The sequence below is a fragment of the Pseudoalteromonas sp. S4741 genome, from assembly GCF_005886135.1.
Classification (GTDB): Bacteria; Pseudomonadota; Gammaproteobacteria; order Enterobacterales; family Alteromonadaceae; genus Pseudoalteromonas; species Pseudoalteromonas tetraodonis.
The window spans coordinates 1-13,263 of sequence record NZ_PNCN01000114.1 but is presented as its reverse complement, the minus strand read 5'-3'; the positions used below and the strand labels follow the sequence as shown (position 1 = coordinate 13,263).

Annotated in this window: 16 protein-coding genes; 11 read left to right on the top strand and 5 right to left on the bottom strand. The window is 38.8% G+C overall.

Annotated elements, in window-relative coordinates; translation table 11 throughout:
- The first annotated feature begins 1,056 nt into the window (after window positions 1–1,056).
- The 5 genes from CWC30_RS14860 to CWC30_RS14840 all read left to right on the top strand — a co-directional run bounded on the left by CWC30_RS14860 (window position 1,057) and on the right by CWC30_RS14840 (window position 7,131).
- Window positions 1,057–2,436 (top strand): MATE family efflux transporter, encoded by a 1,380-nt coding sequence (locus tag CWC30_RS14860; protein WP_076923044.1) that lies wholly within the window; start codon window positions 1,057–1,059, stop codon window positions 2,434–2,436.
- Window positions 2,433–4,427 (top strand): excinuclease ABC subunit UvrB, encoded by a 1,995-nt coding sequence (gene uvrB / locus CWC30_RS14855; RefSeq protein ID WP_076923045.1) that lies wholly within the window; start codon window positions 2,433–2,435, stop codon window positions 4,425–4,427. The genes CWC30_RS14860 and uvrB overlap by 4 nt, the downstream gene beginning before the upstream one ends.
- Window positions 4,428–5,357 carry a class I SAM-dependent methyltransferase gene (locus CWC30_RS14850; RefSeq protein ID WP_036982163.1) on the top strand — a complete coding sequence of 310 codons (930 nt, stop codon included), beginning with the start codon at window positions 4,428–4,430 and terminating at the stop codon, window positions 5,355–5,357.
- A gap of 8 nt (window positions 5,358–5,365) precedes the next feature.
- Entirely contained in the window at window positions 5,366–6,031 is a 666-nt protein-coding gene (locus tag CWC30_RS14845) for a tRNA (adenine(22)-N(1))-methyltransferase TrmK (RefSeq protein ID WP_138627481.1), read from the top strand.
- Window positions 6,032–6,117: 86 nt separating this feature from the next.
- Window positions 6,118–7,131 carry a hypothetical protein gene (locus tag CWC30_RS14840; RefSeq protein WP_138627480.1) on the top strand — a complete coding sequence of 338 codons (1,014 nt, stop codon included), beginning with the start codon at window positions 6,118–6,120 and terminating at the stop codon, window positions 7,129–7,131.
- 11 nt (window positions 7,132–7,142) lie between these two features.
- Here the strand turns inward: CWC30_RS14840 and CWC30_RS14835 are convergent, their stop codons facing one another.
- Window positions 7,143–7,385 (bottom strand): hypothetical protein, encoded by a 243-nt coding sequence (locus tag CWC30_RS14835; protein WP_013465274.1) that lies wholly within the window; start codon window positions 7,383–7,385, stop codon window positions 7,143–7,145.
- Window positions 7,386–7,549: 164 nt separating this feature from the next.
- Here CWC30_RS14835 and CWC30_RS14830 point away from each other — a divergent pair, with 164 nt between their 5' ends.
- On the top strand, window positions 7,550–7,999 hold the full coding sequence (locus CWC30_RS14830; protein ID WP_013465273.1) for a methyltransferase family protein: 450 nt from the start codon (window positions 7,550–7,552) through the stop codon (window positions 7,997–7,999).
- A 60-nt stretch (window positions 8,000–8,059) separates the two neighbouring features.
- Here CWC30_RS14830 and queC read toward each other — a convergent pair whose 3' ends face one another.
- Window positions 8,060–8,716 carry a 7-cyano-7-deazaguanine synthase QueC gene (queC, locus tag CWC30_RS14825; RefSeq protein WP_013465272.1) on the bottom strand — a complete coding sequence of 219 codons (657 nt, stop codon included), beginning with the start codon at window positions 8,714–8,716 and terminating at the stop codon, window positions 8,060–8,062.
- Between the two features lie 145 nt (window positions 8,717–8,861).
- Between queC and queE the strand changes: the two genes are divergently transcribed.
- Window positions 8,862–9,527, top strand: a complete 666-nt coding sequence (gene queE / locus CWC30_RS14820) for a 7-carboxy-7-deazaguanine synthase QueE (protein ID WP_069439668.1) — start codon at window positions 8,862–8,864, stop codon at window positions 9,525–9,527.
- 107 nt (window positions 9,528–9,634) lie between these two features.
- On the opposite strand, the gene CWC30_RS14815 is transcribed toward queE, so the two are convergent.
- Together CWC30_RS14815 and CWC30_RS14810 are read right to left on the bottom strand one after the other, a co-directional pair.
- Window positions 9,635–9,907 carry a hypothetical protein gene (locus CWC30_RS14815; protein ID WP_138627479.1) on the bottom strand — a complete coding sequence of 91 codons (273 nt, stop codon included), beginning with the start codon at window positions 9,905–9,907 and terminating at the stop codon, window positions 9,635–9,637.
- A gap of 15 nt (window positions 9,908–9,922) precedes the next feature.
- Window positions 9,923–10,225, bottom strand: coding sequence for a hypothetical protein (locus CWC30_RS14810; protein WP_138627478.1), 303 nt, complete (start codon window positions 10,223–10,225; stop codon window positions 9,923–9,925).
- Between the two features lie 59 nt (window positions 10,226–10,284).
- On the opposite strand from CWC30_RS14810, the gene CWC30_RS18405 reads away from it, so the two are divergent.
- The gene (locus CWC30_RS18405; RefSeq protein WP_171034729.1) at window positions 10,285–10,422 is read left to right on the top strand and encodes a hypothetical protein; all 138 of its coding nucleotides are present in this window, start codon (window positions 10,285–10,287) and stop codon (window positions 10,420–10,422) included.
- A gap of 72 nt (window positions 10,423–10,494) precedes the next feature.
- Here the strand turns inward: CWC30_RS18405 and CWC30_RS14805 are convergent, their stop codons facing one another.
- The gene (locus tag CWC30_RS14805; RefSeq protein WP_036982189.1) at window positions 10,495–10,941 is read right to left on the bottom strand and encodes a hypothetical protein; all 447 of its coding nucleotides are present in this window, start codon (window positions 10,939–10,941) and stop codon (window positions 10,495–10,497) included.
- Between the two features lie 256 nt (window positions 10,942–11,197).
- Here CWC30_RS14805 and CWC30_RS14800 point away from each other — a divergent pair, with 256 nt between their 5' ends.
- The 3 genes from CWC30_RS14800 to CWC30_RS18890 all read left to right on the top strand — a co-directional run bounded on the left by CWC30_RS14800 (window position 11,198) and on the right by CWC30_RS18890 (window position 13,192).
- Window positions 11,198–11,578 (top strand): BlaI/MecI/CopY family transcriptional regulator, encoded by a 381-nt coding sequence (locus tag CWC30_RS14800; protein ID WP_138627477.1) that lies wholly within the window; start codon window positions 11,198–11,200, stop codon window positions 11,576–11,578.
- A gap of 112 nt (window positions 11,579–11,690) precedes the next feature.
- Entirely contained in the window at window positions 11,691–12,449 is a 759-nt protein-coding gene (locus CWC30_RS18895; protein WP_249929890.1) for a M56 family metallopeptidase, read from the top strand.
- The gene (locus CWC30_RS18890) at window positions 12,446–13,192 is read left to right on the top strand and encodes a tetratricopeptide repeat protein (RefSeq protein ID WP_249929889.1); all 747 of its coding nucleotides are present in this window, start codon (window positions 12,446–12,448) and stop codon (window positions 13,190–13,192) included. Before CWC30_RS18895 ends, CWC30_RS18890 begins: the two co-directional genes overlap by 4 nt.
- Window positions 13,193–13,263 lie beyond the last annotated feature (71 nt).

Below are 13,263 nucleotides of genomic sequence, written 5' to 3'. Positions count from 1 at the left end.
ACCAACTGAGCTAAGGGGGAAGCGTCTTGCCTTTCAACGGGGCGAAATATTAATGACCGCATAGCAAAGTGTCAACATATAAAAGATCATAAATTCAAAAAAGAGGTCTATTCGTTGTTTTTATGTGCAATCTGCGCGTTTTGTAACACTATTTAAGTAAAGCGCAGTGATATTGTTTTATAAAAACAGGGCAATATTTGCATGAAGTTTGTAATTTGAGGCAATAAAGTGATGAGTAAAATTTAAGAAAACGGCTTTTAATAGCAAAAACGCGTTCTATTTCCTGTATTTTTTATAAAGCGATAATTAACTTATTTAAAATAAATGGCTCCTTTTTATTTTGGTACGTTAAAACGGTTGAACTAAATGCGTATTAGTTACGTAAACTAAAATTAGCGCTAAAGCATAATATAAATTTTGACTGCAGCAATGCCTTGTACAAAAATAAAACAATCAATGAGTTAGCTACCTGTTTGAATGTGTTACTCACTGATATTAGCCTAAGAAAATATCACCTTCATACACATAACGGGGGCATACAACGCTGTTTGCATATTGGTAACGGAAAAAACCAAATGATCTAACAATTTAGCACCACGTTGTAGCCCTTTATAAACGTGGGGTTGATTGAGTTATCCACGGTTTCTGTGGATAACTCTGTTTATGAAACTTTAAGAACATCAGCACCTCCAGCATTGTAGGGCGCTACAACGATTTCAAGTATTAAAAAGCTTTTTTTTATATATTAAAAAAACAAAGGCTTATGATTCAGCTTAGATAGCCACCTAAACGATAAATAAAATTTTTCGTGACGATAAAGTATCATCGCTAACTGTGTAATAAAGCAACAAAATCTAAAAGGTAAATGTTGCAAAAGTTACATAAGTGTATTTAATTTGATTTTTAATGTGTTTGTACAAAATTTATTTACAACAGCGTAAAAGTAATAGTTTGTAGATTAAAGGCTGATTTAGTTGTTTAGATTTAATAAAGCATGGCTTGAACTCTCCGGATGCTTTAAAATATGCTGCTCAGTAAAAGAGGCTTATTTATTTTATGCGCGCACATTCTCAATCACATACTCGCCCTGATTTACTCACTGCTCCAATCTTGCCTACGTTAAAGAAAATGACCGTTCCAATGATCTTTGGGATGATTACCCTGATGATGTTCAATATAGTTGATACTTTTTTTATTAGTTTATTGGGTACAGAGCCGCTTGCTGCAGTTAGTTTTACATTTCCTGTTACTTTTACCGTGATTAGTTTAGCAATTGGTTTAGGTATAGGGACTTCTGCGGTTATTGCAAAAGCATTAGGCAGTAACAATTTAGAAGAAGCGCGCTTTGATGCCAGTGTTTCGTTGTTGGTAGCGGTAACATTAGTATTAATTTTATCTGCTAGTGGCTATTTATTGATTGATCCCATATTTACGTTGCTTGGGGCAGGGGAGCAAGTACTCCCGCTAATTCATGAATATATCAGTATTTGGTTTTTAGGCAGTGTATTTTTAATTACCCCGATGATTGGTAATTCTGTACTGCGAGCCAGTGGCGATACTAAAACACCGAGTATTATTATGGGTGGAGCGGGGCTTATAAATGCTGTACTCGATCCCATGCTGATTTTTGGCTTTGGTCCCATTCCCGCATTAGGCATTAAAGGGGCTGCCATTGCCAGTGTTATAGCTTGGGCAGTTGGAGTGGCGATTATTTTTTACATATTAATTGTTAAAAAGCAGTTGCTTAGTTTAAAAGCGGGCAAACAAACTGTTATTGGTGCAATTCGTAAAATTTTAAAAATTGGTTTACCGGCAGCGGGTGCTAACATGCTCACCCCAGTTGCTATGGCAGTAATGACGGCATTGGTTGCTCATCATGGCCCCGAAGCCGTGGCTGCTTTTGGGGTAGGGAGTCGAATAGAATCAATAGCGAGTTTAGTGGTATTAGCCTTGTCGATGACCTTGCCCCCTTTTATTAGTCAAAACTTTGGAGCGAGTCATTTTTCTCGCGTAAAGGATGCCTACCTAAGAACCTTAAAATTTGTGATGTTATGGCAGTTTGTTATTTATATTTTATTAATTATGTTTTCTGGCGTCATTAGTGAAATATTTGGTAAAGAGCAAGCCGTTGTTGATGTCATAAAATTGTTTATTTATACCATCCCATTAAGTTATGGCTTGCAAGGAGTGATCATTTTATCCAACTCCTCGTTTAACGCTTTACACAAACCCATGAACGCCTTAGTTTTGAGCGTTATTCGGTTGTTTGTTTTTTATATTCCCTTTGCGTATATCGGGAACGAACTTGCAGGCTTAATCGGCTTGTTTATTGGCGCGACCATTGGTAATTTATTTACAGCATTTGTAGCCTACAAGTGGTTTATGAAAGAAATTGAAGCGTTAAGCAGTCAAGCATTACAGGAGTGTAGTCATTGAGCGATCATTTTCAGTTAGAATCAAAATTTAAACCCGCTGGGGATCAGCCTACCGCTATCGCTCAGTTGTGCGAAGGTTTAGAAGCAGGGCTTGCTCATCAAACCTTATTAGGTGCAACAGGGACGGGAAAAACCTTCACGATGGCTAATATCATTAGTGATTTAAATCGCCCCACTATTATTATGGCGCACAATAAAACCTTAGCGGCTCAATTATACGGCGAGATGAAAGAATTTTTCCCGCATAATGCGGTTGAATACTTTGTATCTTACTACGATTACTACCAACCAGAAGCTTATGTGGTAGCCAGTGACACCTTTATTGAAAAAGATGCATCCATCAATGAACACATTGAGCAAATGCGGCTCAGCGCCACTAAAGCGCTGTTAGAGCGTCGCGATACTATAATTGTTGCATCGGTATCGGCGATTTATGGTCTGGGCGATCCTGATTCATACATGAAAATGATGCTGCTTTTAAAAGTGGGTGAAAAGGTCGACCAACGTGACATGCTGCGCCGTCTTGCAGAGCTACAATATACGCGAAACGATATTGATTTTAGTCGCGGTACATACCGCGTTCGTGGTGAAGTTGTGGATATATTTCCAGCTGAATCAGATACCTATGCAGTGCGTGTAGAAATGTTTGATGATGAAGTTGAACGCCTAAGTATTTTTGATCCTCTAACCGGTGCCGTCGAAAAACACATAGTGCGTGCCACTATTTATCCTAAAACTCACTATGTAACGCCACGAGAAAAAATTCTCGAAGCCATCGAAAAAATAAAAGTTGAGCTTAAAGAGCGCAGAGCACAATTGCTCAGCGCTAATAAGTTAGTAGAAGAGCAACGCATAGCTCAGCGTACCCAATACGACATAGAAATGATGACCGAGCTTGGTTATTGCTCCGGTATTGAAAACTACAGTCGTTACTTATCGGGGCGCACACCTGGCGATCCACCGCCAACATTACTGGACTATTTACCCGATGATGCATTAATGATTATTGATGAATCGCACGTAACCGTATCGCAAATTGGTGCCATGTATAAAGGCGATAGAAGCCGTAAAGAAAACCTCGTTGAATATGGTTTTAGAATGCCCTCAGCTATGGATAACAGGCCACTGCGTTTTGAAGAGTTTGAGGCCATTGCACCACAAACCATTTATGTATCGGCTACCCCGGGTGACTTTGAATTAGAGCGCAGCAACGGCGAAGTTGCAGAGCAAGTTATTCGTCCAACCGGCTTACTTGACCCTGTTATTGAAGTTCGCCCGGTAGGCGATCAGGTTGATGATTTACTCTCAGAAATTTACAAATGTGTTGAAGCAAAAGAGCGCGTGTTAGTAACAACCCTGACCAAACGCATGGCTGAGGATTTAACTGATTATTTAAGCGAACATAATGTAAAAGTACGCTACCTACACTCTGACATAGACACTGTAGAGCGGGTTGAAATTATTCGTGATTTACGAGCCGGTGTGTTTGATGTGTTAGTAGGCATTAACTTACTACGTGAAGGCTTAGATATGCCAGAAGTGGCACTAGTTGCTATTTTAGATGCCGATAAAGAGGGCTTTTTACGTTCAGCTCGCTCGCTTATTCAAACCATAGGCCGTGCTGCTCGCCATCTTGATGGTCGTGCTATTTTATACGGCGATAGAATCACTAAATCGATGGCCAAAGCCATTGAAGAAACTGACCGACGCCGAGAAATACAACACGCTTATAATGTTAAGCACGGTATTGAGCCCAGTGCCTTGGTTAAAAAGATACTTGATGTAATGGATGTAGGTGAAGATGCCTCACCACAAGATAACTTGCAGCTTATTCGTAAAGAGTCTAAAAAAATTCTTAGTGCGAAAGAAATTGCCACGCAAATTAAGCAGCTTGAAACCAAAATGCATGCCTACGCCAGTGATTTAGAATTTGAAAAAGCCGCCTCTGTACGCGACGAAATACATGAACTACAACAACAGTTGATTAATTAAATGACAATCGATTTTACTCCTCTTATTAATGCATTAGCAGACACGCCTTTTGCAGATAACGAATTATGCCGCGTATTTCATGGTCGCGGCCACAGCGTAGAAGCGCTAAGCCATATTAACTTAGACTTTTATCCACCGAGTTTGTTTTTGGTGTCATACAGTGAAATTGATGAGGTTACACTCACTACGCTCACCGATACGTTATGGCAGTGGGCACAACAACATCATCCAGAGCTAATTACTGCATTGGTGTATCAGCAGCGAGCGGGGCTGCAAAGCCACAATACCTTAGTGCATGGGCAATTGCCCGCGCGCCATAGCGTAGCCGAAAATGGTGTGCGTTTTTTGGTTGATTTAATGAGTAAGCAAAACACCGGTATTTTTCCAGATATGCGAAAAGGCCGTGAGTTTGTCATGCACAATAGTAAACATGCCAAAGTACTTAACCTGTTTTCTTATACTTGTGGTTTTTCGGTAGCGGCTATGCACGGCGGTGCCGATCATGTGATGAACATGGATATGAGCAAAGGCGTGTTAAAAGTCGGTAAGCAAAACCATCAATTAAACAATGTTGATAGGGGCGTCAGTTTTTTACCGCATGATATTTTAAAGTCGTTTGGTAAGCTAAAAAAAGCCGCACCGTTTGATTTAATTATTGTTGATCCACCCAGCTTTCAAAAAGGCAGTTTTATATTAACAAAAGACTACCAAAAAGTGCTGCGCAGACTCCCTGAGCTTTTAAACGACACTACACAGCTGTTGTTATGCGCTAATAGCCCAGAGCTTTCCGAAAATGACTTTAAAGCACTTATTCAAGAACATACTCAAGGTGCTATTGAGTTTGTTAAACGCCTAGAACCGACTGATCGCTTTATTGAAATTGATAGCGATAAAAGCTTAAAAGCATTGGTGTACAAAACAAAAACATAGTGAGTTAAATGAAACTGAGTAAACGTTTAAACGCCATCAATTCATTAATTACAGAGCCTTACGATATTGTTTGGGATTGTTGCTGCGATCATGGCTTTTTAGGGATGGCGTTACTTGAGCGCGGTATAGCAAAACATATAAATTTTGTGGATATTATTCCAACGTTAATGGAAGCGCTCGAACAGTCGCTGCAACAATTTGAGCAAGGAAAGTCTTTACCTTCATGGCAAGTGCGCTGCGAAGATGTTGCGCAGATTAAATTGTCAACAGCTGCAAAGCAAGTGGTGGTTATTGCTGGTGTGGGGGGCGATTTATGTTTAAAGCTTATTGAACAAATTATTGCCAACAACCCGCAAAGCTTGCACCAACTCAGTTTTATTATTTGCCCCATTCAGCATCTTTACAAAGTGCGTGCAGGTTTAAAAGCCTGTAATTTAAAGCTCGAAAACGAGCAAATTATTGTTGAAAACAAACGTTTTTACGAAGTATTACACGTTAGTGTAAATGCCAGCCAAACACTCACTCAAACCGGTGCTCAAATGTGGGATAAACACAATCCACAACATCATCAATATCAGCAGCAATTGCTTAACCATTATACTCGAATGCTCAATAAAGATAGACTTTACTATCAAAAAGTTATAACAGAGTATCAACGAGTATTTGAATGCTAAGTCAGTGTGATCGGTTTTTGTGATTAACTACGTAAAGTGCTTCATAGTTAATATCTTGCCATCAGGCGGATTTATTTGGTTTAAATATGTCAGATAAAAATATAAAAATTGAGCCATTATTGGGCGATGGGCAAAAGTGGCAACACAGTTACGAGCAACCGATTTCGTATGCACCGTTAGTGCAATTGGCCAATAATAACTGGATTGTTCCCCAGCATTTTTTACGTTACAAACATACGCTAGCCAGCGTTAATGAAGTGCTTAACGACATTAGTTTTTCCAACCACTTTAGTGTGTTAGCTGCAGAAAAAAACAGTGATATTTATCTGCAAGTAGCGGTACTTAGTCCAGATAATTACCGTGCTGAGAACAAAGCAAAAAAGTTACTGTTTGGTCGTCGCTGGCCAGTAGAGCAAAATTTGCCAACCTCAGAGCTTATTCAAACAGCATTTTTAGCATTGAAAGTGGCACGCGAGCATGAAGTAAGAGAGCTTTTTCAGCTGCAGCATCAAGGCGCAACCAGCACGCCGTTTAATAATCATCATGATTTACCTGTTATGGCGCAAAACCCTGAGCTTGTTAAAAGCACATCGTTTAAAAATATTCCATTGAACGACCTGATAGAGCGCCTGGTGTTTGCGGATAATAAAATTGCGCTAATTAACTGCCAAGCCATAATCACCGGCGAGCAGGTGTATACGGTTAAACTTCATTGCGATAGTTGTCAGCTAAGCGAATTTAATAATAAAACTTTGTCATTTTTAGCACCTGATGCAACAACCAACAGCTTTTTACATAGCTTTATTGCCGCACTGGTTGCTGTAAGTAACGAGTATGTGAGTGAGCATTTTAAATACCAAGGCTTTGCGCGCTTTAGTAAACATGTACACGCAGAGCAGGTAGGGGAGTTAAGCATTGCCATGCGTTCACCAAGTTCAGTTAGTTTATGTTCTATGGGTAAGCAAGAGGCGAATCAGTTAAACTTTGAAATAGACAGCGGCAGGGCACCTCAAGGGTGTGGACAAGCCATTGGCGGATTTTTAGCTGCCCATGGTATAGAGCAGCCAGAAAATGCACATTTATACCCTAATTATTTATAACTAAGGGACGGCTATAGTTTGTTTATTTCTTGTTTTACGCTATAGCTTGAGTCGGTAACAATGGCTTCAAGTGTTTGTACTCGTTGTTTAAGTTCAGTCACTTGCGCGGTTACTTCTGCTAGTTGCTTATGAGCATCTTGATTGTTGTCTTGAACTTTATGTTTAAACTCAAGGTGCTTTTTATACATATCGTAAATAACCCCCGAACCTACAGAAATAAGTACAATGAGAACTATCATTGTTGTGCCAGACATAATTACTTCCTTTAATTTTATTTTAAGTTTAAATTATAACCATAATTAAGCGCCGATAAAGGCAATAAATTGTAACTTTATTTGTATTTATAAAGTCATTGTTATTATTTGTACCGCCACCATATAGTAACCATGTAGTTTTTTAATCGATACAAGGAATAGGTATGTTAAATAATAAAATTCCACCGGTTGTCGTTGTGGTATTTTTCGCTGCTGTTATGGCACTGATTGCGCATTACACAGTAATAGACTTTACCGCCTTCATAACTTACCTAGCATTAGGATTAGTCGCTATAGGTTGTTTCTTTTGTATTGCCGGGGTCGTCAGTTTTCGTTTAGCCAAAACCACGGTACTACCAAATAAACCTGAGCAAGCAACAAGCTTAGTTACCTCAGGGGTATATAAACTCTCACGTAACCCTATGTATTTAGGCTTTGCTTTTATACTGGCGGGGTGGGGCGTGTGGCTAAGCTCTATTTGGGCTTTTTTAGGTATTGTGGGCTACGTTGGTTATTTAACGCTGTTTCAAATCATTCCCGAAGAGCGGGCGTTACATCAGTTATTTGGTGAGCAATTTGAGGATTACAAATCGCGGGTAAAACGCTGGCTTTAATGTTTTTTCATGCTAAAAAAGGCTACCCTTGGTAGCCTTATAGTGTGCTTAATTTAAACTTTACTCGTATTCAAGCGGGTCGGTTACGTTGTTCAGCTCAAAGGCTTCTAAACGTTCTTGGCAAGCGCCACATTTGCCACAGGCCTTATCACGACCGTTATAACAGGTCCATGTTTGGCTGTAGTCTAATCCCATTTTAATACCATCGGTTAAAATATCGATTTTAGTATTATTTAAATACGGGCTAAAAATTTCTACCGCATCGTAATTTGCAATACGACACACATCATCCATCTTTTTAACAAACTCAGGGCGGCAATCTGGGTAAATAGCATGATCGCCCGAATGCGCACCGTAATATACTTTGCTTGCTTTAAGCGACACCGCATAACCTACCGCTAAAGAAAGTAAAATCATGTTGCGATTAGGCACAATGGTGCTTTTCATGCTTTCTTCTTCGTAATGGCCTTCTGGCACATCAATATCGTCTGTTAACGACGAACCACCAATAAGCTGATTAATTGCCGATATATCAACAATTTTGTGCGGTACATTTAGCTTTTCACATACGCTGGCGGCGACTTTAAGTTCTTTAACATGACGCTGACCATAATCAAACGAGAGGGCATAAACATCATGGCCTTGCTGCAGGGCTTTATTTAATACAGTAAATGAGTCCATACCGCCGGAATAAATAACAACTACTTTTTGCGTCATACGTGGTTTGCTCTTTAGTTTTGATAGAGGTTTATATCAGGGCGCGATATACTACACGGCCAAGGCATAAATGACAATTTTTGCACCGTGCTTTGTGATTTCTAATAGTAACAATTTTGCCGTCAGGTTGTAAGTGAGATTTCTTTTGTACAAAATTAATGAAGTGTTTGAAACCATTCAAGGTGAAGCGAGTTTTACTGGTACGCCGTCTATTTTTCTACGCCTGCAAGGTTGCCCTGTGGGATGTTCATGGTGCGACACAAAGCAAACCTGGGATGTTGATAACGTATATAAAGTATCACTTGATGACACGGTAGAAAAAAAAGCCGACTCAGATCATTGGGCTGAGGCGAGCGCAGCGCAGGTACTTGAATTATTTAAGTCCCGTGGCTATACCGCCAAGCATGTTGTTATAACCGGTGGCGAACCTTGCATGTACGATTTAAATCCAGTATGTAATTTACTGCATGATCATGGCTTTAGCACACAAATAGAAACCAGTGGCACCTTCGAAATACTCGCCCCTGCACAAACGTGGGTCACGGTATCGCCAAAAATTAATATGCGCGGTGGCTACAAAGTACTCAGTAGTGCCATGCAACGCGCCGATGAAATTAAACACCCAGTTGCTATGCAAAAACACGTAGAAGAACTGGAAGAGCTATTTACCGCCACCGGCGTAAACCCAAAACTGGTATATTTGCAGCCAATCAGCCAAAAAGCCTCAGCCACTAAATTAGCCATTGATACTTGTATCGCTAAAAACTGGCGCTTATCAATTCAAGTACATAAGTATTTGGGGATTAGTTAAAGAGCAGCTGTAAGCTGCTCTGCGTTATGTTATATAACGTAGATACAAGGTTGGGTTATAAACCCAACCTAACTAAACAAATTTCAACTCATAAAGTTAAGCTGGCTTTAAATATAATTTTCATCAATAAACTGACACCACAGCTGTGTGTTTAATTCTGGTACATTTGGCTTATCTCTAATACCGAGTTTAAACATGATCACAGAGCGCCAGTCTAAAGAGCCAATGTCTGGCCCATGTCCATAACCGTCACCGGTATTAATTTGCTGCTCAACATAGTTAAACCACGCCTCAGAGCACGGCGAATATTGTTCATCTTTTTGCGCAACACTACTGCATCCAGCAATAATGAGTATTAAAGGGGCCATTAATAGTTTCATATTTTACCTATGTGTTTATTTTGCTAATCGCTGCTGTGCTAAGGTTAAACGCTTATGTGAGCTGTATACTTGCAACCTTTCATCGTCCGTAATTAAAAATGCATCCATTTCTACAGATATTAAAGCAGATATGGGGAAAATCTCTAAAATACCAAAGTCAGCAAGTTTAGCTGAAAGAAGTGCCGTTTTGCCATTAGCAATAAAAGTAGAATCTTGATCACGAAAATCGCCATCAACATATAGTATTGCACCACCAAACCATGAGTTAACAATTTTAATTTTATGACCCTTGACCGTGAATTCGAACTCTTTTCGCATTTTCAAACTCCATTTTTTGAAAAACCTATAAAGTTTTAACAACGTGTTATATGAAATTTATGCAGAACTTTAATAATACACTCTCAAAATTAATTCAAAGCGATAAATACAAAGCGCTTATATATCACTTTGCGGCTGATTTACCTGCTGAAGAGTTTAATAAAATTTATCAGCAAGCACTGTTAGATGGAGAGTGAGAACGCAAGCACAGCGTAGTTTTTTAACCGCTAGGGTAGGCTATTTATTATTGAAATCTTTGCTCTGAAAATTCAAACAATGGCACTTACAAGTGCCCCCGCGTCTGTAATACCTGCATCCTTCATGGCTTGGCCGATCATTTGCACGAGCGCAATTACCTGAGATTGTGTTGATGAAACGATGTTTGCTTGTGCTTCAATTTGTGCCTGTATTGCCTCGTCTTCTTGGTCCGATTGAGCTTGTAATTGAGTGAGTTGCTCTTTTTGTTCTTCAAGCAGCTGCTTGAGCTCCTTAAGTTGCTCTATCATTTTAGCGATATATTCAGGCATTTCTGAACTTGCTGTTTTTTCAGCATTTTGCTCAGCCTTTTTTCCTGAGAGTTTATTGCGTTCTTTGTCTGATAATTGATAATCAGTGTTGTCCTGATTTTTTGTTGTGTCTTTTGTTTGTAGTGCAATATTTGTTTTTTCGGCTGTAATTTTAACGTAAAAGGCTGAGTGTTTATTTAGCTGTATCACGGTTTATTATCCATAATGTTTTCGTTACTAATTTAACTATCGGCAGGAATGCTAAAGTACTAAAGCGATAAATACAAAAAATGACACCTCATTACATATGCTCACTTCGATAATGATGCCTCTTATCGTTTATGTATTTACCCACCTCTAAATTTATTTTTTATTTTAAATTATATAATTTTTATATTGACACACTGAACGCTTATTACTACATTTGTAACAGTTAAGAACTACAGGTGTAGTAATAGAGGTTAAAATGAAACTCAGTGAATTTGAATTAGATATTATGCAGTTGCTTTGGCAACACGAGCCATGCACGGCTAGCCAATTACATAAAGCCCTACTTGCTGATACAAGAAAAGACAAAAAAGTAGCTTACACAACGGTGAAAACAATTGTCGATAGGTTGGAGCAAAAAGAGGCGATAGTACGCTGTGGGCAAGAGGGGAGAGCGATCGTATTTAAATCAGTGATCACTCAAAGCGCATTTTCAGCACAAGCAATGCCTAGCTTTATGCAGCGTTTTTTTAAAGGTAACTCTCGCAGCTTAATTGCCCATTTTATTAAAGAAGAAAAGCTGAATGACGAGGATATTGAGTACCTACAATCGCTACTGAAAAATAAAAAGCAAGATTAAAGGAGAAGGTTATGATGGATTATTTTGTAACTTGCACAATTATTAGTGTGTGTAGTTTGCTTGCATCATTAGGGATGAAAAGTGCCCTTCTAGATTAAATTTTTACGTAATAATGCTGGCTTTAATAGCCTGGTTTGTTCCTTGGCAATACTTTTCTCAATTGCCATTATTTGAAAGTACATCGCAATATACTGTTAATGTTGCTGAGTTTAGTTTTTTAAATACGTTAATAGCCCCTTCCAGTGCGCAGGCCACAACATCAGAAAGTAGCATTATTACTTCGGTGAGTTGGTTACCATCATTAAAGCATATTTTGACTGTATTGCTGCTTAGCGGAATCGGCTTGTTTATATTACGTATCATGCTGTACGTAAAATTAGTGAAAAAGTTACAAGTTAATTCAAGTCTATACAAAACCTCAAAACGTTCAAACAGTATCTATCCAATTAGATTCACCTCAATTGGCGGGCCTGCTTTTGCAACAGGATTAGTCAATCCGGTTGTTTGGCTTACTCCTGAGATGGAAAATCGAAAAGAATTAAACTCTGTTATTGAGCACGAATTAACGCACTTACAACAAGGTGATATTTATTGGACATGGCTAATTTGCTTTATAGAAAGTGTTTTTTGGTGGAACCCAATATGCTCAAAACTAGCGCGTTTGGCAAAAGAGCAGTTAGAGCTTAGTTGTGACGAAAAATGTATGCGTAAACTCAAAGGTAAGTATCAGTTAGATTTAGCCAGTTTGTTACTCTCTGAGCATGAAAAAAAATCTAAATATAACTTTTTCACTCCCCCTCTTTTGAATATTGAACACTCAAAGAGTTTTAATATTCAAAGGATCAAAATGTTAAACAAGGAAAAACAATGAAAAGTAAACATATGGTAATGGCTTTGGCTGCACTGTCTTTTAGCGCGTTGGCAGCAGCACAAATTGTTGATGAAAATCCAAAGAATGAACAACATAGTGCGCAAAAACAGCCCGCAGCTAGTAATCAGTATAACCAACAGTTAGCGCAACTTTTAGAGGTAGCTGGTGATGCAAAAAGTGATCAACCAACACAACTAATACAAACGGCAAAAAATATTCAAAAATGGTATGCAAATAGAGATGTGCTATCAGGTTTTGAAGAGGGAGAAATTAAATTAGAAAGTTATACTTTACTAGTTCATATTTTTTCTAAACTTGAACAATATGAAGATATCTTAAGTGCCTACGAAACATGGTACCCAGCAGGTAGTAATCCGCCATATTTTACAAAAAACTCACTTGCTCATGCCTACATACAACTTGGTCGTTATGAACTGGCTATTGCTGAGCTAGAGGAATTATCTAAAGAGCTTAACGGTAACTTACACGCAGGATCTGCTGGAAACTTGGCATTAGCTTATATTTATAGCGCAGATTACGATAAAGCATTAGACACACTGCAACAAGCTAGTTTAGAGGGAAGTGCTTATGGTGATGTTTTAAAATACTACATTTTTGATCAGCAAAATAATCAAACAAAAATGGCTGAGTTAAAAGGACGTTTACCAGCAGCCTTTGCGGTAACACCGGCTCTACTTCCTCGAGTAGGTATTCCACAATCACCGTTATTAGCTAAATTATAAATAAGCAAATACAAAAAAGCGTTGCCCTTGAGCAACGCTTTTTTTATCTTGTTTAGCCTTTAGCCTTTAGC